The sequence below is a fragment of the uncultured Gilliamella sp. genome (genome assembly GCA_945271295.1).
Taxonomy (GTDB): Bacteria; Pseudomonadota; Gammaproteobacteria; order Enterobacterales; family Orbaceae; genus Gilliamella.
In genome coordinates, this window is sequence record CALYPG010000002.1 from 80605 (window position 1) to 106325 (window position 25721).

The 25721-nt window shown below is 35.7% G+C and carries 19 protein-coding genes and 1 tRNA gene; 12 read left to right on the plus strand and 8 right to left on the minus strand.

Translation table 11 applies throughout. The features are described 5' to 3' along the window. Window positions 1-2: 2 nt before the first annotated feature. The 5 genes from hyfE to Q0K76_RS01835 are packed head-to-tail and all read right to left on the minus strand — an operon-like array spanning window position 3 to window position 5729. On the minus strand, window positions 3-653 hold the full coding sequence (gene hyfE / locus Q0K76_RS01815) for a hydrogenase 4 membrane subunit (RefSeq protein ID WP_294610359.1): 651 nt from the start codon (window positions 651-653) through the stop codon (window positions 3-5). Between the two features lie 11 nt (window positions 654-664). Then, on the minus strand, window positions 665-2119 hold the full coding sequence (locus Q0K76_RS01820) for a hydrogenase 4 subunit D (RefSeq protein WP_363322375.1): 1455 nt from the start codon (window positions 2117-2119) through the stop codon (window positions 665-667). Between the two features lie 18 nt (window positions 2120-2137). Further along, complete coding sequence (locus Q0K76_RS01825) at window positions 2138-3076, minus strand: respiratory chain complex I subunit 1 family protein (protein WP_294610367.1); 939 nt, start codon at window positions 3074-3076, stop codon at window positions 2138-2140. An 8-nt stretch (window positions 3077-3084) separates the two neighbouring features. Next, window positions 3085-5115: a hydrogenase 4 subunit B gene (gene hyfB, locus Q0K76_RS01830; RefSeq protein ID WP_294610370.1), complete on the minus strand. Its 2031-nt coding sequence runs from the start codon at window positions 5113-5115 to the stop codon at window positions 3085-3087. Next, complete coding sequence (locus Q0K76_RS01835) at window positions 5115-5729, minus strand: 4Fe-4S dicluster domain-containing protein (protein WP_294610372.1); 615 nt, start codon at window positions 5727-5729, stop codon at window positions 5115-5117. The genes hyfB and Q0K76_RS01835 overlap by 1 nt, the downstream gene beginning before the upstream one ends. 645 nt (window positions 5730-6374) lie before the next feature. Here Q0K76_RS01835 and hypA point away from each other — a divergent pair. The 10 genes from hypA to selB all read left to right on the plus strand — a co-directional run bounded on the left by hypA (window position 6375) and on the right by selB (window position 19246). After that, window positions 6375-6722 carry a hydrogenase maturation nickel metallochaperone HypA gene (gene hypA / locus Q0K76_RS01840; RefSeq protein WP_294610375.1) on the plus strand — a complete coding sequence of 116 codons (348 nt, stop codon included), beginning with the start codon at window positions 6375-6377 and terminating at the stop codon, window positions 6720-6722. A 227-nt stretch (window positions 6723-6949) separates the two neighbouring features. Beyond that, window positions 6950-7837, plus strand: a complete 888-nt coding sequence (gene hypB, locus Q0K76_RS01845; RefSeq protein WP_294610378.1) for a hydrogenase nickel incorporation protein HypB — start codon at window positions 6950-6952, stop codon at window positions 7835-7837. Then, on the plus strand, window positions 7828-8106 hold the full coding sequence (hypC, locus tag Q0K76_RS01850) for a HypC/HybG/HupF family hydrogenase formation chaperone (RefSeq protein WP_294610381.1): 279 nt from the start codon (window positions 7828-7830) through the stop codon (window positions 8104-8106). Before hypB ends, hypC begins: the two co-directional genes overlap by 10 nt. 3 nt (window positions 8107-8109) lie before the next feature. Further along, window positions 8110-9225: a hydrogenase formation protein HypD gene (gene hypD, locus Q0K76_RS01855; RefSeq protein WP_294610385.1), complete on the plus strand. Its 1116-nt coding sequence runs from the start codon at window positions 8110-8112 to the stop codon at window positions 9223-9225. A 2-nt stretch (window positions 9226-9227) separates the two neighbouring features. Beyond that, entirely contained in the window at window positions 9228-10238 is a 1011-nt protein-coding gene (hypE, locus tag Q0K76_RS01860) for a hydrogenase expression/formation protein HypE (RefSeq protein ID WP_363322377.1), read from the plus strand. Window positions 10239-10271: 33 nt separating this feature from the next. Then, complete coding sequence (gene hypF / locus Q0K76_RS01865; protein WP_294610391.1) at window positions 10272-12575, plus strand: carbamoyltransferase HypF; 2304 nt, start codon at window positions 10272-10274, stop codon at window positions 12573-12575. 275 nt (window positions 12576-12850) lie between these two features. Then, window positions 12851-14935 carry a sigma 54-interacting transcriptional regulator gene (locus Q0K76_RS01870; RefSeq protein WP_294610876.1) on the plus strand — a complete coding sequence of 695 codons (2085 nt, stop codon included), beginning with the start codon at window positions 12851-12853 and terminating at the stop codon, window positions 14933-14935. 13 nt (window positions 14936-14948) lie between these two features. Then, the gene (gene selA / locus Q0K76_RS01875; protein ID WP_294610394.1) at window positions 14949-16301 is read left to right on the plus strand and encodes an L-seryl-tRNA(Sec) selenium transferase; all 1353 of its coding nucleotides are present in this window, start codon (window positions 14949-14951) and stop codon (window positions 16299-16301) included. A gap of 46 nt (window positions 16302-16347) precedes the next feature. Beyond that, complete coding sequence (gene selD, locus Q0K76_RS01880) at window positions 16348-17397, plus strand: selenide, water dikinase SelD (RefSeq protein ID WP_294610397.1); 1050 nt, start codon at window positions 16348-16350, stop codon at window positions 17395-17397. Between the two features lie 61 nt (window positions 17398-17458). Then, entirely contained in the window at window positions 17459-19246 is a 1788-nt protein-coding gene (selB, locus tag Q0K76_RS01885) for a selenocysteine-specific translation elongation factor (protein ID WP_294610400.1), read from the plus strand. Window positions 19247-19324: 78 nt separating this feature from the next. Here the strand turns inward: selB and Q0K76_RS01890 are convergent. The 3 genes from Q0K76_RS01890 to Q0K76_RS01900 form a co-directional block, all read right to left on the minus strand. Beyond that, window positions 19325-19415: transfer RNA gene (locus tag Q0K76_RS01890), tRNA-Sec, on the minus strand. Window positions 19416-19520: 105 nt separating this feature from the next. Further along, a complete protein-coding gene (locus tag Q0K76_RS01895; RefSeq protein WP_294610403.1) occupies window positions 19521-20300 on the minus strand; it encodes a class I SAM-dependent methyltransferase in 780 nt (259 codons plus the stop codon). A 266-nt stretch (window positions 20301-20566) separates the two neighbouring features. Continuing rightward, on the minus strand, window positions 20567-21412 hold the full coding sequence (locus Q0K76_RS01900) for a flagellin (protein WP_294610406.1): 846 nt from the start codon (window positions 21410-21412) through the stop codon (window positions 20567-20569). 684 nt (window positions 21413-22096) lie between these two features. Between Q0K76_RS01900 and glnD the strand changes: the two genes are divergently transcribed. Both glnD and Q0K76_RS01910 read left to right on the plus strand, forming a co-directional pair. Next, window positions 22097-24751, plus strand: a complete 2655-nt coding sequence (glnD, locus tag Q0K76_RS01905; RefSeq protein ID WP_294610409.1) for a bifunctional uridylyltransferase/uridylyl-removing protein GlnD — start codon at window positions 22097-22099, stop codon at window positions 24749-24751. Window positions 24752-24775: 24 nt separating this feature from the next. After that, complete coding sequence (locus Q0K76_RS01910; RefSeq protein ID WP_294610411.1) at window positions 24776-25699, plus strand: AEC family transporter; 924 nt, start codon at window positions 24776-24778, stop codon at window positions 25697-25699. Window positions 25700-25721 lie beyond the last annotated feature (22 nt).

Consider the following 25721-nt stretch of genomic DNA (forward strand, 5'->3'; position numbering starts at 1 on the left):
ATCTATCCTTTTAGTGTATTAAGTTTATTGGCATCAAGTGTATGAAGCACACAATAAATTCGCCTTGCAAAATAACACATCACAACAACAGCAAAAATTGCATCAGTTGTAATTCCAATTTCAACTAGTTTAGGAACTCTATTTGCTAGCAATGCTAACGTCAAACTTGCTCCATTTTCCATTAAACAATAGCCAAAAATTTGTTTAAGAATATTACGTTGGCTAATAATACACATTAACCCAATTAAAAAATGGCCTAAAGATACAGCTAAAACTGGCTTTAATTCACTTACTAAAGGCAGTTTTACTGGTTGAACGACAAAATGACAAGCGAACATAATCAACGCTGCAAAAATGACAATAACTGATACCGGCAAAATACCACCTTCAATTTTGGCTTTCTTCATTTTACGATATGTGAGATAGACTATCAGTGGTACCAATATTACTTTTGTTACAATTGCTGTCACTGCCCAACTATATAGCTCACTGGCTGCAAAATAATTACCAATTGCAAACATTATCATCACTAAGACTAAAGATTGAAAACCATACATCACAATTGAGGTAGGTATTGCTCGCACAATGGTCGTTAAAATAGAAGTAACTACCAGTAAACCTGCAAGATTATTGATAATAAAAGATCCCGTCATAGTAAACTCCATTAATTAAGCCAGAGAGCAGCTATTACACTGGAACATAGTGACATCAAAATTAAAATCACTAATACTATTTTCATAGCCAATGGTACTGCTGCCGCATTGGCAACATCTTCTGATGGTGTACCTAATACGCTTTTACCAAACCAATGTAAAAACCAAGCAAAACTTGCCACTGACTCAACCACAACAATAATAACTAATGTCATAACTAACCAACTGTCGGATGACAATGCAAAACCTGCGGCAAAGATAGGGTATTTGCTAAAAAAACCATTAAATGGCGGTACACCAGTAATTGCTAAAGAAGCAATGCAAAACCCTATACCTAACATCGGTAATGTACTTAATATTCCTTTTAGTTTTGGTAACATCCTTGTACCACAGGTATAACTTAACGCGCCTGCTACTAAGAAAAATAAGCTTTTGGCAAATGCGTGGTTGAATATATAAGCAATCCCTGCTTCAAAAGACATTGCTCCATATACTGTACCAAATCCATAGATAGCTAGAGATAATGCAAAGAAAATATAAGATAATTGGGTAATGGTTGAATAAGCCAATAACCGTTTTAAATCAGTTTGTGGTAAATACATAACAAAACCATATATCAATGTAATAACCGCCATTATCATTCCAATTTCACCAATGATAATTGGTATATTTCCAGCTGACATAATTGAACGAGCAAAAATATAAACTCCAACTTTTACCATTGAGGCAGCATGTAAATAAGCACTAACAGGTGTCGGCGCTTCCATTGCATCTGGCAACCAGACATGTAATGGTAACTGAGCCGATTTCCCCCATGCGGCAAATAACACACCACATAAAATTACTATTTTTGCTTCTGAACTTAACTCAGATAAAGCATTTAACGAGAATGTTCCTGATTCAATAAACAACCAAGCAGCAGCTATATATAATCCTAAAGAGGCGACATGAGTTACTAATAAGGCTTTCATCGCTGAATGCTGTGATTTAGTTGTTTGATAATAGCCAATTAATGCCCATGAACAACCACCGGTGATTTCAAAAAATAACAATTGCCCCAATAAAGTAGAAGACAATACCAAACCAGCCATTGCTCCGATAAATACCATCAAAAAAGCATAATAACGTGTGGTTCCTTCATGAGGGTGTTCGCGATTATTTTTACTTAAGTATGCAGTTGAATATAAACTAATTAGAAAACCTAAAAAGACCACCGCAAAACAAATAAGGGTACTAACTTTATCTATTACCAAACCAAAGATGACTGTGTCACCTATTTTCAATAACGCATATGTTTGGGTAACTTGACCTGCCTGAAAAAAATACCAACCAAGACACATGGTTCCTAACGAGGCTAGTAACGACACAATCACACTAAAAATACGTGCAAATGGGTAAGGTGAACAAGCAATAATTACTGCACCAATAAATGGAATCAGGATGGTCGCTAAAGCAATATATTCCATCATATTTTCCTGTTCTCCTTATAAACCTGTTAAATAAAACACATAAGCTAAAACCGATATACCAAATCCAGCCCATGTGACATTAGATGTCAATAAAAATCGCCCACGACATAAACAGTTTTCAAAGATACTAGCTAGAACAAATACTATGACTAATTTAACCAAATAACACAGTATGGCGAGCAAAAAGTTAGCGGGTGAAAAAGGAATAAAAATGGCAATAAATAAGCTAGCAAAAACGACTTGCTTAAGACTTATACTTAATTTAATTAACGCAAAACCAATACCTGAATATTCAGATAGCGGACCTTCTTGTAGCTCTTGTTCAGCTTCAGCATAATCAAATGGAATTTTACCCATTTCAATAAATACAGCAAAAGCACAAGCTAACATGGCTAATACTGCAGCAGTTGGTGTTGCTCCACCCCATTGAGTAATAAATTTTATGCCCATAAAACTAATATTGGTTGAACCAGCAATCAGAGCGATTACAATCAATCCTAAAATTAAAATAGGTTCAACCAAAATCCCTAACATAAGTTCACGACTAGCACCAAGACCAGCAAAAGGACTACCCGAATCAATACCTGAAAGAGAAAAGAAAAAACGGAATAATGCAAATAAGTAAATAATAACAATTAAATCACCTACCATAGACATTAGTGAACCATACGTCATAATAGGTAAAATCATAGCAACGAGTAACATGGTGCCAATTAATACAAGCGGAGTGATTCTAAAAATAATCCCTGCATTAATAGGTGACATCTCTTGCCGACAAAATAGCTTAACAATATCCCGATAATCTTGAAAAATACCTGGACCGCGACGAGATTGCATACGAGCACGAATCTGGCGCGAAATACCCGACATTAATGGTGATAATACAAGCAACAATACCGCTTGCAATAACCCTAGAATTACCCAAAATGGAGATAATGCATCAATACTTGGCATGTTTCCTCCTATATTACGGTCACGAAAAGTAAAACGACTAAAGCGATAATCACATATAAAGCATAAATTCGATAATCACCTAGTTGAATGCGCTGAACATTTCGACCTATAATTTGCATAAATTTAACTACATTATTCACAATTTTATCATCCCATACTGGCTCAATTCGCTTAGCCAATATAGTTGTTTTTTGTACCATAACTTGCATATAGTTTCCGATACTTAGTATTTTTCTTAAGGTGTAAAGTGGTGCAAACATAAATCGTAAAGGTTGAGTAAAATTACCTGCTGTTTGTGCCATATCAATCTCATATTCATAACCACACGCCCAAGGATCGTCATTATTTCTAAATGGTAAACGTTGCGGTTTAGTCAATAAGTAAATTAAAAAAGGTAAAATTATTAAGCCGATTAACAATATAAAGAGAAGAATAGGCGAAACCGTAGCCTGATAAGCATTACCTGCAACTAACATTGATCCATTACTTGTAACTTGATCTAAAACGGCTGAATTTAACTTACCTAATTGATTAGCAATAGATGAAATTAGTGGGATCATTAAAAAGGCACCGGCACCGAGGAAAACACATAATAGTGCTAATGCCAACATTGGTATTGTCATGGATAGTGGAACATCTTTAGCTTGCTCTGCCTGTGGGCTACGCGCTTTACCACAAAAGCAAATACCATAAACTTTGACAAAACACATAGCAGCTAGTGCGCCAGTAATGGCTAGCATAACAATAGCTATTGGTCCAGCTAAACGCAATATAATATTGCCATTCATACTCATGGAAAATAAAGATTGATAGGTATACCATTCACTAATAAAACCATTTAATGGTGGTAAAGCTGAAATTGCCATACAACCAATCAGAAAAGCGATAGCGGTTAATGGCATTACTTTAGCCAATCCACCCATTTTATCCATATCCTTAGTGTGCATACGATAGATAACAGCACCAGCACCCAAAAATAGTAACCCTTTAAATACTGCGTGATTTAATAGATGATAAAGTGCCCCAACAAAACCTAATATAACTAATAAAGGTAAATTGGTAGCTATGCCTATCATTCCTGCACCAACACCCATTAAAATGATGCCAACATTCTCAACGGTATGGTAGGCAAGTAATCGTTTGATATCATGTTCAGCTAGAGCATATAACACACCTAAAACGGCTGAAATTGCACCAAATGCTAATACTACAACACCCCACCATAGCTGAGTGGCACCAAGCAAATCAACTGAAACTTTAATAATTCCAAATACCCCGATTTTAACCATAACACCTGACATTAATGCGGAGGCATGAGAAGGTGCGGCTGGATGAGCCTTTGGTAACCAACCATGCAATGGAATCATACCGGCTTTAGCACCAAAGCCAAAGAAAGCCAATAAAAACACTAAAGATGATATTAGTGGTGATATAGTACTGGTTCTAAAGGTTTCAAAATCAAGGCTTTTTGTTTGTAAATATAGTAAGAAAAAGCCAACCATAATTAGCACAGAACCGATATGAGCAATTAAAAAGTAGAGTAACCCGGCATTAACTGCTTTTTCATCTTGTTCGGTAATAACCAAAAAGTAAGAAGCCAGAGACATAATCTCAAAAAAGATAATAAAATAAAAGGCATTATCAATCACCATCAATATGACCATGGCTGCAATAAATAGATTAGTAAAAAAGCCGATTCCATAAGCGCCTTTACCTTGATATTCTTGAACATAAGAAAATGAATAGCCTGATGAAGCAATCGCCAATACTGAGATTACAGCTATCATAAAAGCAGAAAGACCGTCCAACCTTAATGTACAATTAGCAAAAGAGAATGGAGTCCATAAGGTGTAAACGTGCATACCACCTTCAATCAAGACTGGCACTATAACCATCAACCCCATTAATCCAGCCAATATACCAGCTATACCTGAGACTATGATAGCGCAACGTTCTTGCTTGGCGAGTAATAGAGATAAAGCCCCACCAGCAACATAAATTAAAATTGAGATTAATAACAGATTAAAGGGATGTGGCATTATAACTCTCCTTCCGGTAAACCTGCATGACTAGTACTAATCAATGAATCTTCAAAAGCCTCACGTTTTAATCGAGACGCGACATTTAATGTTTTATCAGTAACTAAACAGAGAGCATCGGTTGGACAACTTCTGATGCAAGCAGGACCTGCTGGATCAAAAGAGCAAAGATCACATTTCACTGCAATCATTTTTCGACCGGCATTCCAAGCTAAATATGGATTCATTGATGGTGCACTAGTTGGTAAATTACTCAGTTGTGATTCTGGTACATAATTTTCATAGCACTCAGGTAGAGCTTCTGGTTCGCTTGCAGCTGGAGTAATAGCACCGAAAGGGCAGGCTAAACCACATAACTTGCAGCCAATGCAAAGACTTTCATTGAGTAGTACGGAATTATCTTTTTTAACAATGGCGTTAACAGGGCATACTTTAGCACATGGTGCATCTTCACAATGACGACATAAAACTGGAGCGGTACCATTATCATCACGCATAACAGTTAACCGTGCATGCGCAACTAGACCAACCTTTTCATGAGTCTGAATACAAGCAGCCATGCAAGTATTGCATCCAATACATTTTGTGGGCTCTGCGATCACAAAACGGTTCATGAACATTCTCCCGACGATATCATTAATATAAATATTAAATCTTATCTTGCAATAATCGTACCAAAATAAACCTAGTCATTCATATTTTATTTAACTTCAATAAAATCAATATATTGCCATTTAAATAGTAATAACGACTTAACGGCGTTATAAGTTATAAACCCAAATCATTAAATTCGTTTAATCCCTTTTTTTTATGTGGTTATAACTAGCAATAACCTTACAAAAAGTGTCGATATTATTTCGACATTTAACTGTCGATTTCGACAAAAATGTCGAAATGCCCGCAAAATTGATCGTCTATCATTGAGATTTGAGGAAATAATTTACATTTATTTGTTAATTAAATAATTACGAAACGAAGTAATATAATCGAATTTGTTAGTGAATTAATGGTAGTTAAATAATGAAAGCAGATGATAACGACTTTTAAATAAAACCTTTAATAATAAGATTAGTAATTTTTATTAATTATCAAGATAAATGTAATTATTAACCCTTATATAACAAAATTAGCAGCTCGCTAAAATGGTATATTTATTGCATAAAATTGAATAGATATAATTTAAATAAACAATTACTGCCTAAAACAATAAAGATACTGTTATTGTAGCCGTTACTATCAACATTTATAGAGCTAAAGCAATGCATGAACTAACTTTATGCCATCAAACCCATGAACTGATAATGCATGAAGCTAAATTACAAAAAGCTAAAAGCGTTACAGCAGTTTGGATAGAAATAGGTGCTTTATCATGTATTGAACCAGAAGCAATGCGTTTTTGTTTTGATCTTGTATGCCAAGGAAGTATTGCCGAAGGCTGTCAGTTACATCTTGAACAAAAAAGTGCTACTGCATGGTGTAGTTCATGCCAAAAGATTATTTTGGTAAAAAATGCATTTATTGCTGTTTGTTCACAGTGTAATTCACCGCTATCAAATGTTGATGTGGATGATAAAGTTTGGGTTAAAAAAATTCAAATTAAGGAGTAATTATGCAATTTCAAACTAATTGGCTATATACTCATGACACATTTAAGTTGCGCTTTTTAATACCCTATTATCTGTAAGTTTGTTTATAATGACGTGCAACAGTCCCCGATTGTTAGTTATTTGCTAAAAGTTAGCTAACTAAAGAACCTGCATAATAACAAGATAATAGCCAAAGCATACTAAAATGGATTAAAAATAAATCCTAAGATGATAAATAAGGAGAATTTATGTGTATTACTTGTGGATGTGAATCTCATCGCTCGTCTATGGGCGAAAACCAAAATCATGAGCATGAGCATCACCATGAGCAACATACTCATCACGAACCTCAGGTCATTCATCATCATTACTATCATAATGGTGATGTTCATCACCATTACCATATTACAGCACAAGAACCTATTGCTAAAACGTTTATACCAGCAGATGTGCAAAATCATCATGATAAACATAATGATAACCAGCAACGTTTAGTTGAAATTGAACAACATGTCCTAGCTAAGAATGACCATATTGCTGAGCACAATCGACAACATTTTGCTGAACGTCATATTGTTGCCCTTAATCTAGTTTCAAGTCCTGGTTCAGGTAAAACTACATTATTAACTCAAACGCTTGGTTATCTATCAACCAAATGTCCATGTGCTGTTATTGAAGGCGATCAACAAACCTCAAATGATGCAGAACGTATTGCCCAAACGGGTGTACCGGTTATTCAAGTTAATACAGGTAAAGGTTGCCACCTTGATGCCGACATGGTACATAAAGCAGCACATCAACTTACTTTGCCTGACAATGGCTTTCTGTTTATTGAAAATGTAGGTAATTTAGTTTGCCCTGCGAGTTTTGATCTAGGGGAAAAACTAAAAGTGGTAGTAATGTCAGTTACTGAAGGGGATGATAAACCACTTAAATACCCTCACATGTTCGCCGCAGCAGGATTGATGATTATTAATAAAGTTGATTTAATCAATTATGTTAATTTTGATATACAACAATGTATCATTAATGCCAGAAAAATTAATCCAAATTTAGCCATCATATCTTTATCTTGTGTTAGTGGTGAAGGATTATCAGACTGGTTTGAATGGCTGGAGGCCCAACAATGTGTATAGGAGTGCCTTGCTGCATTAAAACAATTGATCCTATTTATCACAATCAAGCGCAAGCAGAAGTTAATGGTATTATTTGTAATATAGATATATCACTTATTACTCAGGAATATGACGAAAGCTTAATTGGTCAGTGGGTACTTGTTCATACTGGTTTTGCTATGAGTAAATTAGATGAAGAAGAAGCACAAAATACACTTTTGATGTTAAATGAAATGCAAGAAGAGGAAGCCGATGTTGCAGTGTTATTCCAATCGCAAGACCGGTTTTAAATTATGCAATTTATTGATGAATTTCGTAATCCGCAGCAAGTTAAACAACTGTTAGCTAAGATTAACACATTAATTAATCAAACTCACTACTCAGTAGAAAGGCCATTACAAATTATGGAAGTATGTGGTGGTCATACCCATGCGATTTATAAATTTGGACTAGAAAAACTGTTACCGCAACAAATTGAATTCATCCATGGCCCTGGTTGCCCAGTTTGCGTTTTACCAATGGGGCGGATTGACAGTTGCATTGAAATTGCTAAAAAACCTGAAGTCATCTTTTGTACTTTTGGTGATGCAATCCGAGTGCCCGGACGTAATGGTTCATTATTGCAGGCCAGACAGCAAGGAGCCGACATTCGGCTTATCTATTCACCCCTTGATGCATTAAAACTGGCAAAAGAAAATATTGATAAACAAGTTGTTCTTTTTGGGTTAGGTTTTGAAACAACTATGCCGGGTATGGCATTAACGCTAAAACAAGCCAAACAGCAGCAATTAAAGAATTTCTCACTATTTTGCCAGCATATTACTATTATGCCAACACTGCGCTCATTGTTACAGCAACCAGATATTTTAATTGATGCTTTTTTAGCCCCTGGTCATGTTAGTATGGTGATTGGCATTGAGCCTTATGATTTTATTAGCCAAAATCATCATAAGCCGGTAGTTGTGAGTGGTTTTGAACCAATAGATATTTTACAAAGTATTGCTATGATTTTAGAACAAATCATTTCCCATAATATTAAAGTTGAAAACCAATATCGCCGAGTGGTGCATGATAACGGTAATGCTATTGCTCAAGCCGTCATTAATGAAGTGTTTACTCTGCAAGGCGATGATGAGTGGCGAGGGCTTGGTATTATTGCTAATTCAGGTGTTAGACTTAGTCAAGACTACTTGGAGTTTGATGCAGAGCGACGATTTGGTTTGCACCGAAAACAAGTTGCAGATAATCCTCAATCTCGCTGTGGTGACGTATTAACCGGGCGTTGTAAACCAATAAATTGTCCGTTATTTGGCAAACAGTGTACGCCTGACTCGGCATATGGTGCATTAATGGTTTCATCTGAAGGTGCTTGCGCGGCATATTATCAATATCGACAAGGTGAATTATGACAATAAACACAATTTCAATTATGCATGGTAGCGGAGGTTTAGCCAGCCAACAACTTATTGATAATATCTTTATGCAGGCTTTTAATAACGATAAATTAGCAAAACGAGAAGATCAAGCACGTCTTTTATTAAGTGATTTTAATCAACTAGGCGATAAGCTAGCCTTTAGTACTGATAGTTATGTCATTGACCCAATAATATTTCCTGGTGGGGATATCGGCAAACTGGCCGTTTGTGGGACGGTTAATGATTTAGCGGTTAGTGGGGCTTATCCCCGTTATTTATCTTGTGGTTTTATTATTGAAGAAGGCCTATCTATTGAATTACTCAAACAAATTGTTACCAGTATGGCTGCTACTGCAAAAATAGCCAATGTTGAAATGGTTACTGGCGATACCAAAGTGGTGCCAAAAGGAGCCGCTGACAAGCTATTTATTAATACTAGTGGTATTGGTGTGATTCCTTTTCATCTTGATTGGGGCATGCATAATATTTGCCCTGGCGATAATATTATCGTCAGTGGTACTTTAGGCGATCATGGTGCCACGATTCTTAACGAACGCGAAAAATTAGGTTTAATGGGGAACTTATCAAGTGACTGTGCGCCACTTAATCAGCTCATTGATCAACTGCGGTCAATTGATGGTATTCATGCGCTACGAGATGCTACTCGTGGTGGAGTTAATGCCGTACTCCATGAATTTTCACAAGCCTGCGGTTATGGCATGAAAATACAAGAAGCTGCTTTACCACTTAGTCCTGTGGTACGGGGTATTTGTGAGTTACTAGGGCTGGATGCGCTTAATTTTGCCAACGAAGGGAAATTAGTCATTATTGCTTCTGCATCAGCTACACCAACAGTATTATCAGCATTACGTTCTCATCCATTAGGTGTTAATGCTAACAGTATTGGCGTAGTTACACCACAGCAACAAATCATATTATGTGGTCTTTATGGTGTAGAGCGGTTACTTGATTTACCAAGTCAAGAACCCTTACCAAGAATATGTTAATCAACTGACTGTTGTTGGAATTTAAGGAAAAAAATGACACAAAATGGTAGTGAGATTCGGGTAAAAGGCAAAGTACAAGGTGTTGGTTTCCGTCCATTTGTCTGGCAATTAGCAACCAAATTAGGTTTATATGGTAATGTAAGTAATGATAGTCAAGGAGTATTGATTCATTTAGGGCACAACCCAAGTGAAATTGCCCTTTTTATTGAACAACTTAAGCAACAATGCCCACCTTTAGCTAAAATTGATAGCATTATTATTAATCCATATAATTGGCTACAACCACCTGAACAATTCACCATTATTACCAGTCAAAACGGAGAAATAGACACATTAATCGTACCAGATGCGGCAACTTGTGATAATTGCCTTCAAGAGTTAAATACAGCCAGTGATCGACGCTACCTATATCCTTTTATTAACTGCACTCATTGTGGGCCACGCTTTACCATTATTAAGCAAATTCCTTATGATCGCCCCAATACCACAATGGCTAAATTTAAGTTATGCCCATTATGTCAACGTGAATATGACAATCCCAATGACCGCCGGTTTCATGCTCAACCTACCGCCTGCCCAGCTTGCGGACCACATGTATGGGTTAGCTCAGCCAATGGGAATGTGTTAGCAGAAAAATCTAAATCAATTGATTTTATTGTAGAAAAATTGAAATATGGTCATATTATTGCAATAAAAGGAATGGGTGGTTTTCACCTTGCCTGTGATGCGTTGCAAGATCAGACAGTTCAACAATTGCGTCAACGAAAACAACGTCCACATAAACCTTTGGCCGTTATGTTACCCAATGAAAGCTGGCTAACTCAATGTATTCGCTCAGACATTGATATACCTAGATTAATTCAACAACTTAAAAGTCCAGCAGCACCAATTGTCCTGGTTCCGACTAATCCCAAAAGCCCGATAAGTCAGTATATCGCACCAGATTTAAATGAAATAGGCATTATGTTGCCATCAAACCCATTACATTATCTATTATTGCAGCACTATCAAAAGCCGTTAGTGATGACATCTGCCAATCTAAATGGCCAACCTCCGGCACTCACTAATGAACAAGCCTTAGTCACATTAAAAACTATTGCAGATTATTGGTTATTACATGACAGAGAAATTATGCAACGTGCCGATGACTCAGTAATAAGAATTACCACTAATAAGCTTGAAACACTGAGGCGAGCAAGAGGTTATGTACCTGATGTTGTTAATTTACCCAATGACTTTAAATCATCTTTATCGATTCTTGCTATGGGAGCAGATCGCAAAAATACCTTTTGTCTACTCAAATCATCACAAGCCATTGTCAGCCAATATTTTGGTAACCTTACTGCAGTTACAATTCAGCAGCAATTTCAAGATACACTTAATATTTGGTTGAATATTTATCAGCCAAAGTTAGATTTAATTGTAGTGGATGCACATCCTAACTATATTAGTCACCGCATTGGATTAGAACTTAGCCAACACTTGCATCTTCCCCTACTACCTATTTATCACCATCATGCACATATTGCCGCTTGTCTGGTTGAACATCACTATCCATTACATGGCAAGCCAGTTATTGGAATTGTGCTTGATGGGTTAGGCTATGGACCAAATCATCGTTTATGGGGCGGTGAATGCCTAATCGCAGATTATAAAAACTGTCAATATTTTGGTGGATTACCTGCTGTTCCGCTTCCGGGTGGAGATTTGGCCGCTAAACAACCATGGCGTAATCTACTTGCTCACTTAATCAAGTTTGTAGATAACTGGCAGCAAATACCTGAAGTGAAAAATATACCTGTTGAGAATATTGCTTTGCTCACTCAAGTGATTCAGCAAAAAATCAATTCACCGCTTGCTTCCTCAACTGGTCGCTTATTTGATGCGATAGCCGCAGCACTTGGTATTGCACCCACCCAAATTAGTTGGGAAGGAGAAGCTGCTTGTAAATTAGAAAGTCTTGCTTGCCAATATCATGGTCCTGCTCCTACTGTAAATATGCCTTTAAACAACGATATGACATTAGACCTCAAGACATTTTGGCAACAATGGCTTAGCCTTAAAGCTTCACCAGCTAAACGTGCTTATGCTTTTCATGTTGCTTTAGCCAATGGTATGGCAGAACTTGCCAAAGTAGCCGCACAACAACATCAGCTTTCAACAATCGTGTTAAGTGGTGGAGTGATGCACAATCAATTGCTCCGCCAGTTAATACAACAAGCGCTACCTGATTATCAATTACTATTTGCAAGCCAATTTCCTGCTAATGATGGTGGTATCGCTTTAGGTCAAGCCATTATTGCAGCAGCGTTAAACGATCCTCAAACGAATTATTGATTATTTGCTTACAAATTATGACGCAAAATTTAAAAAAATTACCAAAAATCATCATATAACGCATTAACTCTATCCTGATATTTTGGCAAGATACCTATGCTTTTAATCATATACTATATATGCCAACAAGACTTAAAAGCGCAATAATTAACCAGCCAATAAAGTGGAGCATAAAATAAACAAGTTCAATCATGATACGTTTATTCCCAAATAACCCTATTTTTTGTATACTATTAAGGTTTAAAGTGAATTAACATGGTTAGCGACAAGTGCAAATGGAACATCATTTTTTTGATTTAGCTTTGTTAAATCAGGCAGTTTTTGCTTGTCTGGATAATATTAACAAATTATGTAAAAATTTTGTTCATGTTGACCGCATTAATATCTTTATTGAAACGCTATCACCTTCAACATTAGCACTTTTTCACATTGATAGCCAAACTGAACAAAAAGGTGTATGGTCGCAAACATCCGCCACTGATGACAATACCTTCCATTGTGAACTCTCATCGATACCAATGCACTATAATCATACAACTTACCAACTTTTTTTAGCAGAGGTAATCCCAGCAAATTATTATCAGGATGTGCAAAATTGTTATCATTCCTCGTTATATTGGACAGATGATTGCCACTGTGCCTTACATTTTTTACGTACTAATGATAACAGCTTTACCGAGAGTGAAATTACAAAGCTGCAACAATTGGCAGAACTAGTAGCAAAAATTATTACGAATTTATTTACAATTGAACAAATTAATAGTGAAAAGACATTTTTTGAACATGAACACTTAAGAGACCATATTTTAGTTAATATTACCAATACCGCTATCTCGATTCGCGATTTAGACAAAATGTTGAAAAGGGTTGCTCAAGATATAATCGAATTTTTTCATATTGATTATATTGGATTAATTGTTCCTTCTAGTGAACAAGTCCAACAGCAACTTTACTCCACTTATCGTCTATCAGACACCAAGTTTAGTCAGCAATGTATATCACTTAATTTACCTCAATCTTTTATTAAAAAATTAGCCCTCTCCCCTACTTTAGATATTTATTCTATTGAAGAACTTCATGCACAATACAGTAAAAACAATATACTTAATACGATGTTAGATTTTGGATTAACTAGTTTATATTGCCTTCCTTTAACTTTAGCCAACCAACAAAAAGGTGCACTATTGTTGGCTCATCGTCATGCCGATATTTTTAGTTCAGACAATATAGATTTATTTAAACGTATTGCTGATCGTATCACTATTGCAGTCGATAATATTGAGGCATATCAGCATGTATCAAACTTAAATCATTCCTTAACTAACGAAAATCGTTATTTATCAGAGGAAATTCATTTAATTGACTCTTATCGGGAAATTGTTGGTCAAAGTAAAGCAATTCAAAAAGTACTCGAACAAGTAGAAATGGTAGCCGATAGTGCTAGCTCAGTTTTGCTACTAGGAGAAACTGGTACTGGTAAGGAGTTATTTGCTAAAGCAATTCATCAACGTAGTTCGCGACGTAATAAAAGGATGATTAAAATAAATTGTTCAGCCGTTCCAGCTAACTTGCTGGAAAGCGAATTATTTGGTCATGAACGTGGTGCTTTTACCAATGCTAATACACAACGAATTGGTCGATTTGAACTTGCTCATGGCAGTACCTTATTATTAGATGAAATTGGTGATATTCCACTTGAGTTACAACCTAAGCTATTACGAGTATTACAAGAAAAAGAAATAGAAAGGTTAGGAAGTAATAAAACTATTCCAGTTGATGCTCGGGTGATTGCTGCAACTAACTGTGATCTTGAAAAAATGGTTGCGGATAAAACATTTCGTGCTGATCTTTATTATCGCTTAAATGTTTTCCCCATTCATATTCCACCACTAAGACATCGCAAAGAGGATATTCCTGCGCTAGCGCAATTTTTTACCCAAAAATTTGCTCACCAAATGAAAAGAGATATAGACAGTATTGCTTCATCAACATTACAACAATTATGTGATTACGATTGGCCTGGTAATGTTAGAGAACTGGCTAATGTTATAGAACGCGCAGTTATTTTAACTAAAGGGGCTAGCTTGAATTTAAATATGCAATCTTTTCTGGTTAACGATCACTCTCTATTGCAAGTACCCATCATCAGCAAAGTGCAACCACCAGACATAAGCAACCACCATTTTAATCATAACGATTTAATACAACGAGAAAAAATTATTCAAGTATTAAAAGAAACCAATGGCATTATTGCCGGGCCCAAAGGAGCAGCCGTCAGATTAGGACTTAAGCGCACAACACTGCTATCGAGAATGCAAAAACTCAATATTTCAGCCAAAGAAGTTATACAAGAAGAATAAAAGGGACGTATTTATGAGGCAATTATCACAAATCCCACCAATTGAGAAACTACTTAATCTTCCTGAGATTGCAAGCTATCACACTATTTTAAGCCGTACTATAGTTGCCGAGATAGTAAAAAATCAAGTTAATCATTACCGCAATGAACTTGTTCAAACTCATCAATCTGTCGATTTTGAAGTACTCCTACAACAAATTTTAGTTAGTTTAGCCTACCATAATCAAATTCGCATACAACCAATTATTAACGCGACAGGTATTGTAGTCCATACTAATCTTGGCCGTTCACCATTACCTAAAGCTATTTGGCAAGAAGTGGGTGACATTGTTTGTAACTATTCAAACCTTGAATTAAATCTGCTTAACGGTAAACGTGGCAATCGAATGGGGATGTTAAGCCAAGTATTGAAAGCTTACTTTGGCGGTGAAGCCAATATTATTGTCAATAACAATGCAGCAGCATTGCATTTTATTTTAAAAACTTTTGCACAAGGTAAAGAAGTTATCGTCTCACGTGGTGAACAAATTCAAATTGGTGGCGGATTTCGTATACCCGATATTCTAGCTGATTCTGGCGCAATTCTTCGCGATGTCGGCACCACCAATATTACTACCATTGATGATTACTTAGAAGCCATTAATGATAATACTGCAATAGTACTAATTGTTCATCAATCTAACTACTACATTGAAGGATTTAGCCAACAAGTTGATATTAAACAGCTTGCTGCTCGGTTACCTGAGCATATTATGTTAGTTGTCGATCAAGGTTCAGGTAATCATCTTTCTGCAATACCGAGCGAATTATCTGTTAATAATTATCTCAAAATTGAGCCAGATTTGATCTGCTTTTCTGGTGATAAAATTCTTGGCGGTCCTCAATCCGGTATTATTTTAGGTCAAAAAGATAAAATCGAAAAACTTGCCAAACATCCTATGATGCGGGTATTAAGACCCGGTAAAGAAACTTATGCAATATTAGAAAAAATATTAATTCATCGCTTGAATCATGATGGCAAAGCAGATAATCCCGTAGAGTCACTGATTAATCAACCAATAGCATGGCATTTGGCAAGAGCCAAGCAACTAGCCGAGATTGCACCAGACAAATTACTCTTGAACGCAACCAAATTTATGATTGGTGGTGGCAGCACACCTCGAGCGCAATTTGATACTTGGGCTATCTCCTTAAATAGTCGCCTTAGTGCTAATGCCTTAATTGAGCGTTTACGAAAGCATAATCCCCCTATTATCGGAGTAATACAAAATGATCAGGTTCAACTTTATCCAGTAACCTTATCTGATGAAGAGTTATTAATAGTTAAGGATTGTTTAATAACCTTAACCGCTGAGACCGATTTTTAATTACGATAAAAAAAATCATTATTGCTAATAATCAAAGGAGTAAACAATGGAAGATATCAAACTAACTCAATTTTCACACGGTGGGGGATGTGGTTGTAAAATATCCCCAGCAGTACTAACTGAATTATTAGCTAAGGTTCCAGTCGGGCCAATTCCACCAGCATTACTTATTGGAACTGAAACATCTGACGATGCTGCCGTGTACCAGCTAAATGATACACAAGCAGTCATTGCTACTACCGATTTTTTTACGCCAATTGTTGATAATCCCTTTGATTTTGGTTGTATCGCTGCAACCAATGCGCTATCTGATATTTATGCAATGGGGGGAACACCAATCATGGCACTAGCAATAGTGGGAATGCCGCTGGATAAACTGCCCAAATCAGCCATAAGTGATATTTTAACTGGAGGTGCCAATATCTGCCGTCAGGCTGGTATTCCTATTGCGGGAGGGCATTCAATTGATATTCTTGAACCGGTTTATGGACTAGTAGCAATTGGTGTGATTAATCCAAAACAACTAAAAAGTAACGCCGCCGCCCAACCTAATGATGTATTGGTGTTAACTAAACCACTTGGTATAGGCATGTTATCAGCAGCTTTAAAAAAAGGTCAACTAACTAATAACGACTATGCTGAGTTAATAAAATGGACAACTACTTTGAATAAAGTCGGCGCAGAAATTGCCACAATTGAGGGAGTTCATGCCATGACAGATGTAACCGGCTTTGGTTTAGCCGGTCACTTACTTGAAATGTGTCGAGCAGCCAGATGTCAAGCTGAGATCAGTTTTACCCAATTACCATTTTTAACCAGTGCCATCAATATTGCTAAACAAGGAATAGCAACTGGCGCTTCTAATCGAAATTGGCAAAGTTATGGTGATGCCATCAATTTAGCTCATTCGTTTGAATTGTGGCAACGGAATTTATTGACCGATCCACAAACATCGGGAGGGTTATTGATTGCCTGTAATGAAAATGCTTTACCACAAGTACAAGCAACAATTGAACGTTCACAAGGTAATCAAGGTTTTGTGGTAGGTAAAATAGCTTACAGTAATGTTACAGGTGGAGTATTGGTTAACCATTAATTAACCATTTCAATCAATTGATAACAGATAACTAACAATTAATATTGGTAAAGGGGATTGTATGAATGCAGTTATTGGAACCGCAGGTCATGTTGATCATGGTAAATCATCTTTAATTGAAGCACTTACAGGTATTCATCCGTCCCATTTACCACAGGAAATTGCGCGATCGATGACCATTGATCTTGGTTTTGCTTATTTTACGACAGCTGATCAGCAAAAAATTGGTATTATCGATGTCCCTGGTCATGAACGTTTTATCCGTAATATGGTAAAAGCCGTATGGGGTTTAGACTTAGTATTATTTGTGGTAGCAGCCGATGATGGTTGGGCGGCATTATCGACTGAACATTTACGCGTTATTGCGGCAATGGCAATTAAATCGTGTATTTTAGTCATTAGTAAAGCAGATTTGGTCGATGAACAACGCTTAAAACAAGTTGAAAATGATGCATTAGAGCATTTTTTAACCGAAATGGATCTTATTCCTGACGTAGTAAACGTAAGTAGTTATACCGGCACAGGAATAGACAGCTTAAAGCAAATGATCATTGATAAAATCAACCAGCTACAACAAAGGGAAAATTTAGATGACCAAGCACATCTTTATGTAGACCGTGTTTTTTCAGTCAATGGTATTGGTACCACTGTTACAGGCACATTGCGTGGTGGCGAAATTAATGTTGGTGATGTATTAACACTATTCCCAGGTAATCATGCTGTAAAAGTTCGCTCTCTACAAAGTTATCATACGCAACTTAATAATGCTAAACCTTATAGCAGAACAGCAATTGGTTTAAAACAGCTTAATAGAAAGCTGGTAACCAAAGGGAGTTGCTTAGTTGCCAATCCACAAGCTATTACGATTAGCACTGATTGGATTGTGCAATTAAACCCAACGTTTAGTGCCTCACTCAAAAAACAAAGTATTGTAGAAGTTGCTCTAGGTACGGCTCATGTATTAGCTAAATGTTATGTTTATGCGGAAGGGAAACTGGCTAGGTTACAACTGGTTGAATCTATTCCGGCTTTTTGGGGACAGCCATTATTATTGATTCAACATGGTGGTAGCCATATCATTGGTGCTGGGCGTGTGGTTTGGCTACAAAGCATTGATAGTAAAAAACGCAACCAATTACAAACGATTCTTACACAACTTACAATTAATAGTGCAAACATGCCCAATGCACAAATTATGTTACAACTGGCGCTCAATGGCTATAGTCAACAAAAAACTGGCGCAACTCCTCCGCCTGATACTTTAAAGTTAGGGGGATGGTGGATCACTGCCGAAAGCCAAATCTCACTAAAACAGCAATGTGATAATTACTTAAATAGTGTCGTGCATACGGTCTCAGTGGATGAACTAGCTCGAATAACCGGCTTTCCAACTACCTTAATTGAACTTATTGCCGAAGAAGCCTGCCAAACTAAACAGTGGCAAAAAATTGACGGCAATTTCACTACAGTGAGCCAGTTACAAGAGAGCCAATTACCTGCCAACCAACAACAATTACTTGATGATATAACTCAAGCTGGCGAGCAAGGCTATGATGCAGCAAAAACAACTATTGTGGGAATACGCCGATTATTACGCAGTTTAACTGAAAAACAACTTATTATTCCTACCGAAAATGATCTGTTTTTTACGCAAGAGATCTATCAAAATATTGTTGACAAAATTATGTCCGGCCGTAAATTAGCCCAACGATTTTCAGTAGCTGATGCACGCGATTGTACTGGACTATCACGCAAGCAACTTATTCCTCTACTTAACCGTTTAGAGCGTGATGGTTGGGTAAAACGAGTTGATAACGAGCGGGAAGTAATAAAAGAGTTTTTATCATAACACATTAATATGCAAGATTATTCAAGATATAGCATTTTGCGATAATTATATAAAAAGAACAAATTAGACTCATTATGTTGGCGGAAGAGGCAGGAATCGAACCTACCCCAGCCGATAGGCTGACAACGGTTTTGAAGACCGCGAAGACCACCAGATCTCATCAACTTCCATAGCTATCAACCTGTTAATAATAGCATAGACTAGCCCAACATTGTCAATTAAATTAATATATTAGTCATAGCTAATTTTAATGTGATATATAGCGTTGTACTTGCTATTTCTCTGCTCTGATCATAAACATTGGTGTAGAATGATAATTAAGTAATTCAACTTGATCCCAAACCTGCTTAGAAATATCCGTGTCAAGATAAATCTTACTAAATCCTAAATCAATCAGTTTCTGCACATCCCATTGTGGTCTTAATTCATGACTTAATGGTAATAATTTAGCAATACGCTCCATCTCAATGGTATCAGTTAACAAATAATGATCTGCCACATTTTTGATACGAGTGTTATTACGATCACGTTGATATGCAATATAGCGAGAAGGATCATATAAAAACAAGTACCAATTAGCATCAAAGTTTAATAATCGTCCCCCTTTTTTTAATACTCGTAACCATTCTTTATAACCATCTAATGGCTTATCTAAATCCCAAGTTACATTTCGCATGACAACTAAATCAAAAGTATTATCAGCAAAAGGGAGCGATTGAACATCTGAAAGCACTAATTCAATGTCCACTTGATAATGTTGAGCATTTTTATTTGCTTGTTCCAACATAGCTTGTGTCACATCTACTGCTGTCACATTATGTCCAGCTAAAGCTAATGTAATAGCCATAAAACCTGGCCCGGTACCAATATCCAAGACGTTTAAAACATCTTTTTTAGGTGCATGAGATAAAATCAGATTTTGCCAAATGATACGTTTTTCTGTAGCTAGTTCTTCTTGATTAGTCTGACTATAACCTTGAGCACGCTTACTCCAATAAGCAACAATATCTTGTACCAGACTATTGTTGTGGCCGTTATCTTGTTTACTGCACACACCCTCTCCCAATATTTTTATTTATTATTAGCGTTATTTAATTGACATTATGACGCATTTTTTACTTATCGATAATAGTATAAATTGAAATTGTCAAAATCCATTAACATTACTGTAATCATTAGCCATTTATTTGTTAGCTAAATTAAAGCCCATAATTACGTCTATTTAAATTATCGTGATAGTAAAGCCATTAATTGTAAGTTGAAAGGAGGCGATAATTTGACATGTATAATGTGACCAGCGAAAAGCTGGTCACAATTACTTTATTGCATTAATTGTTGTAATAAAGATAACACGGTTTGTGGAGCTTGGTTAGCTTGAGCTAATACTGCGGTACTTGCTTGTTGTAGAATTTGTGCATGAATCATATTTGATATTTCGGTTGCATAATCAGTATCTTCAATACGGCTACGTGAAGCTGATAGATTATTAATTCGATCATTAAGCTCGGTGATTATTGCTTCAAAACGATTTTGGTTTGCGCCAAGTTGTCCTCGATAAGAGTCAACCGTACTTATGCTTTCATCTATTTTTCGTAAAAAATCCGGAACGAGCGTTATGTCGAGGTTAGCATTGGAAAAATCTGAGAGAAGAATGTCAACATCACGCCATACATTAGACATATCCCATAATTCAACAGTTACTGTTTCTCTATCTAATGCTCCGACTTGAAAATCACACCTTCTAGGTTGGTATAATACAGCTAAGCCATTAAAAGTAACTTGTTTTACAATGCGTTCAATTTCTGCATTATGGTCTCTCATCTCATTGTAAATAGAGTATTTATCACCTATAGAGTTAGTTCCATTTAATGCTTGTACTGATAATTCACGTATACGTTGTAAATTATCATTAATTTGACTTACTCCACTTTCAACGGTTTGTATTAGTGAAATGCCATCATTAGCATTACGGATTGCTTGGGTTAAGCCACGAATTTGTGAAGTAAAGCGGTTAGCAATACCTTGACCTGCGGCATCATCCTTAGCACTATTAATGCGATAACCAGTTGAAAGGCGTTGAATTGAATTATTTAAAGCGTTTTGAGATTTGTTTAGATTTTGTCGAGCCATTAAAGACATGATGTTAGTATTAATTACTTGTGCCATTTCTTTATCTCCTAAAAAATAGAATTAGTTAAAATTACAAAGAATTAATAAATGTAAAACATGAATGTACTTATTGATGGAACGGATATACCATACAGTAGTCTATAAAAAGCTTTAAAGATTTTTATAAATACCTTTATCAAACATAAAATTGTTCATGGTTAATCTATCTAAAGAATAGACTTAAATTCAAATACGCAGTGCAATAAAAGAATGGTGATAATAAAAAAGGTAAGTCATTTATAATAATTAATCTGTCACCGACCAAAGTTGAGATTGCATCATGAAATATAAATAACTTACCTGTACAGAAAGATACCATATTTTTTACCTTAAGCATAGTGTTTGAAGAAAAATCATTGCTCAAACACCAGCAAGGTATGTATCGACTATTTATCGCAAACTCAAACACAATAAAAACCATCAAGGCTATTCCTACCATAGCATAGTAAGGCGCATAATATAGGAAACTCGATTCGCAGTTAGCTTTTGAACCTGCAATTAAATTTTATACTGAAACGTATGGCACTCCTGAAACTTTTTGACAAAAGGAACATCATTATGTTCCTTTTGTGTTATTAAACCCATCATCAACTAATGTAAATTAATTTCTTGTAACTTGACAGTTATTTAAAATCGCGTAACGATATAGTTATTGAATTTACTTAATTTAATATTACTACTATGAATGAAACTCATTTGTTTTACCCTGTTTCTCCCCTTGATTTCAGTGATGAACAGATAAATATTAATTATCTCAAGCAACAACTTGATGAGTTTCAACAATGGTCAATAACCCAATTCAAACATGATGTTGATATTGACATATTAGTACATTTACGAAGTTCGTTTATTGATCAGCTACTAAAACGATTATGGTATTACCATCAAATTCCTGATCATGTTTCATCACTATTTAAACGTAATCACATCGCCTTAATTGCTGTTGGCGGTTATGGTCGAGCAGAACTTCATCCTTTATCTGATATTGATATTTTGATTTTAAGTGATTTCCCATTGACTAATGATCTTGAAAAAAAGATTGGTAATTTAGTCCGTTTACTTTGGGATCTGCATTTAGATATTGGTCACAGTGTAAGAACATTAAAAACCTGTCTGCAAGAAGCTAAAAATGATATCACTATCATGACCAATCTAATTGAGTCAAGGATCATTTCTGGTAATGAGTCATTATTAAATGAGCTTCGTAAGCAAATTTTCAGCGATAAAATTTGGCCGTCCCCGGCTTTTTATCAAGCAAAAATTAAGGAACAGGAAGAACGCCATAAACAATATCATAGCACCAGTTATAATCTTGAACCTGATTTAAAAAATAGCCTGGGTGGTTTACGTGATATCCAAATCATCCAATGGATTGCCATTCGTCACTTTGGTCGAGAATTTTTACAAAAAATAGCTAATTTTAACTTTTTGTTACCTGAAGAGATCGAAGAATTTAAGACATGTCGTAAATTTTTATGGCGCATCCGTTTTGCTCTTCATTGTGTAATTAACCGTTATGACAACCGATTACTATTTGATCGTCAACTTAGTATTGCTACTATGTTAGGTTATAGTGGGGAAGGTAATACACCCGTAGAAAAGATGATGCATGATTATTATCGCATTGCGCACAATATTACCGAACTTAATCAAATGTTATTACAACTGTTTGATGAATCAATACTTGAACTTAATCCCAAAAATAAACCTTATGATATTGATGAGCATTTTCAAATAAGGGAAAAATTAATTGATGTTAAAGATAATAATATCTTTAATAAAAATCCTGTCATGATTATGCAGCTTTTCTATACTATTTTACTTAATCCGCAAGTTATCGGTCTTTATTCTAACACGATAAGGCAATTACGATCAGCAAGGGCAAAATTACCTAAATTGCTTTGTGAAGATCCTAAAGCCAGAGAGCTTTTTATGTTGATCATCAAACACCCTGATGCCATTAAAAAAGCCATTTTACCGATGCACCAATATGGAATTCTAGCTACTTACATCCCAGGTTGGAAGAATATTACAGGAATGATGCAATTTGATCTTTTCCATGTCTATACTGTTGACGAGCATACTATCAGGTTACTACTTGAACTAGACAGCTTAAAAACAGAAAGTGGCAAACAAAAACATCCGAGTAGTTCTAAAGTATTTGCCAAATTATCCAAACCTGAATTATTAATTATCACCGGATTATTTCATGACATAGGTAAAGGTCGACATGGCGATCATTCCGAAATTGGTGCTCACTTGGTTGCAGATTTTTGTCATTTGCATCAATTGGATATTAAAGATATTGATTTAATTGTCTGGTTAGTCCGATCGCATTTACTTATGTCAATAACTGCTCAAAGTCGTGATTTGCAAGATCCGGATGTTATTCGGGAATTTATTCAACAGGTAAAAAGTAAACGTCGTTTACAGTATTTACTTTGTTTGACTGTAGCCGATGTTTGTGCCACCAACGAAACGCTATGGAATAGTTGGAAGCAAAGCCTAATGCGTCAACTTTATTTGACAGTAGAACATTCTTTTGATTCTGGTATTCATCAAATTCCAGAGCAACGAAGTATTGCACGGCAACATAAACAAGAGGCACTAGCAATATTGCTAGAACAAGGTTATAACGAGTTAAAAATTAAAAATTTTTGGCAAGATTATCGAGTTGACTATTTTCTACGTTATACAACTGAACAAATTGTTTGGCATGCACAAAATTTATTACAACATGATTTGATGCAAACATTAGTATTGGTCAATTCAGATCCTTATCATGGTGGAAGTGAGATCTTTATTTATTCGCCGGATAAGCCTTATCTATTTGCAACAACCTGTAATGTACTAAACATGCATAATTTAAATATCCATGACGCACTCATCATTACAAATAAAAAAGGGTTTGCTCTTGATACATTTATTGTATTAGAACCAAATGGGCGAACTGTGCAACAAGATCGTCATTATGGCATTGTAACAGCGCTTGAAAAAGCATTACAACATCCTATTTATAAAGGAAGTAGGATAAAACCCCCTAAGCAACGTTTACGCTCATTTTCAGTACCAACTCAGATCAATTTTTTATCTGCTTTTAATGATAACCAAACATATATGGAACTCATTGCACTTGATAGGCCAGGATTACTTGCTTGCGTCGGTGAAGTATTTGCTGATTTAGATTTATCATTAAGTAGTGCTAAAATTGCCACTATTGGTGAACATATTGAAGATTTATTTATTTTAACTGATAAAAACAGTAAAGCTCTCAATGATAATACTTGCCAAAAACTACGCGAATCAATAATAACTGCTATTGACTCAATGAATTAATTTAATTAACTAAAGATAAAACTTATGCAATTTTTTATTATTTTGTTCCCCATCTTTTGTATTTTTATTGTCGGATTTATTGCGCAAAAAGTGTTAAATTTTGATGTCGCTAATCTCTCCAAAATGTCACTGTATGTGCTATCACCATTTTTAGCTTTCAAGACATTTTACACACATACTTTAACTACAGACTATTTGTTGTATATTTTTTATATTTTTGGCTTGTGTTTTGCATTAGTGATCATTGTGTCTATTTGGTCATTTATCATGAAATATTCAAGTAAAGAGCGCTGTGCCATGATTTTAAGTTCCTGTTTTATGAATAATGGTAATTATGGTACACCAGTATTGTTAATATTTTTTGGCTCAGTTGGATTTGATCTTGGTGTAATTATGATGGTGTTACAGCAATTTGTAATGAGTACAGTCGGCATATATTATGCGGCTAAAGGCAGTGCACGTAATGATATTGTCGGTCAAAAAGATGTAATTAAGAAAGTTGTTCGTATGCCTGTTGCTTATGGTGCTTTTTTAGGAATTATTTTCCAGTTATGTCATATACCATTGACCAAATCAATTATGACTTCTATTGCTATGATAGGTGATGCATCAGTTGTTATTATAATGATTATTTTAGGAATGCAACTAGCTAAAATAAAAATCAAACAGATCAATTATTCAAAAGTTTCATTTGCATTATTAACTCGTATGGTACTTTCTCCTATTGTGGCGCTAGCTATGGTTTCTATAATGCCAATTGAGCCTATCTACAAACAAATTTTAATTGTACTTGCTGCTATGCCTACGGCAGCGAATACTACCCTTATGTCAGTTCAATTTGATACACATCCTGAATTAGTTTCTAGTGCCACCTTTATTAGTACAATAATAAGTTTGATAACGTTGCCAATTGTTTTATGGTTAGTTGGGGCACCCATACCATTTTAGCATTAAAAGATTATTCTCATTA

What these genes read in the sequence shown, in the direction of transcription:
- hyfE (WP_294610359.1), bottom strand. Translation starts at nt 653, where the DNA reads ATGACGGGATCTTTTATTATCAATAATCTTGCAGGTTTACTGGTAGTT.
- Q0K76_RS01820 (WP_363322375.1), bottom strand. Translation starts at nt 2,119, where the DNA reads ATGGAATATATTGCTTTAGCGACCATCCTGATTCCATTTATTGGTGCA.
- Q0K76_RS01825 (WP_294610367.1), bottom strand. Translation starts at nt 3,076, where the DNA reads ATGCCAAGTATTGATGCATTATCTCCATTTTGGGTAATTCTAGGGTTA.
- hyfB (WP_294610370.1), bottom strand. Translation starts at nt 5,115, where the DNA reads ATGCCACATCCCTTTAATCTGTTATTAATCTCAATTTTAATTTATGTT.
- Q0K76_RS01835 (WP_294610372.1), bottom strand. Translation starts at nt 5,729, where the DNA reads ATGAACCGTTTTGTGATCGCAGAGCCCACAAAATGTATTGGATGCAAT.
- hypA (WP_294610375.1), top strand. Translation starts at nt 6,375, where the DNA reads ATGCATGAACTAACTTTATGCCATCAAACCCATGAACTGATAATGCAT.
- hypB (WP_294610378.1), top strand. Translation starts at nt 6,950, where the DNA reads ATGTGTATTACTTGTGGATGTGAATCTCATCGCTCGTCTATGGGCGAA.
- hypC (WP_294610381.1), top strand. Translation starts at nt 7,828, where the DNA reads ATGTGTATAGGAGTGCCTTGCTGCATTAAAACAATTGATCCTATTTAT.
- hypD (WP_294610385.1), top strand. Translation starts at nt 8,110, where the DNA reads ATGCAATTTATTGATGAATTTCGTAATCCGCAGCAAGTTAAACAACTG.
- hypF (WP_294610391.1), top strand. Translation starts at nt 10,272, where the DNA reads ATGACACAAAATGGTAGTGAGATTCGGGTAAAAGGCAAAGTACAAGGT.
- Q0K76_RS01870 (WP_294610876.1), top strand. Translation starts at nt 12,851, where the DNA reads ATGGAACATCATTTTTTTGATTTAGCTTTGTTAAATCAGGCAGTTTTT.
- selA (WP_294610394.1), top strand. Translation starts at nt 14,949, where the DNA reads ATGAGGCAATTATCACAAATCCCACCAATTGAGAAACTACTTAATCTT.
- selD (WP_294610397.1), top strand. Translation starts at nt 16,348, where the DNA reads ATGGAAGATATCAAACTAACTCAATTTTCACACGGTGGGGGATGTGGT.
- selB (WP_294610400.1), top strand. Translation starts at nt 17,459, where the DNA reads ATGAATGCAGTTATTGGAACCGCAGGTCATGTTGATCATGGTAAATCA.
- Q0K76_RS01900 (WP_294610406.1), bottom strand. Translation starts at nt 21,412, where the DNA reads ATGGCACAAGTAATTAATACTAACATCATGTCTTTAATGGCTCGACAA.
- glnD (WP_294610409.1), top strand. Translation starts at nt 22,097, where the DNA reads ATGAATGAAACTCATTTGTTTTACCCTGTTTCTCCCCTTGATTTCAGT.
- Q0K76_RS01910 (WP_294610411.1), top strand. Translation starts at nt 24,776, where the DNA reads ATGCAATTTTTTATTATTTTGTTCCCCATCTTTTGTATTTTTATTGTC.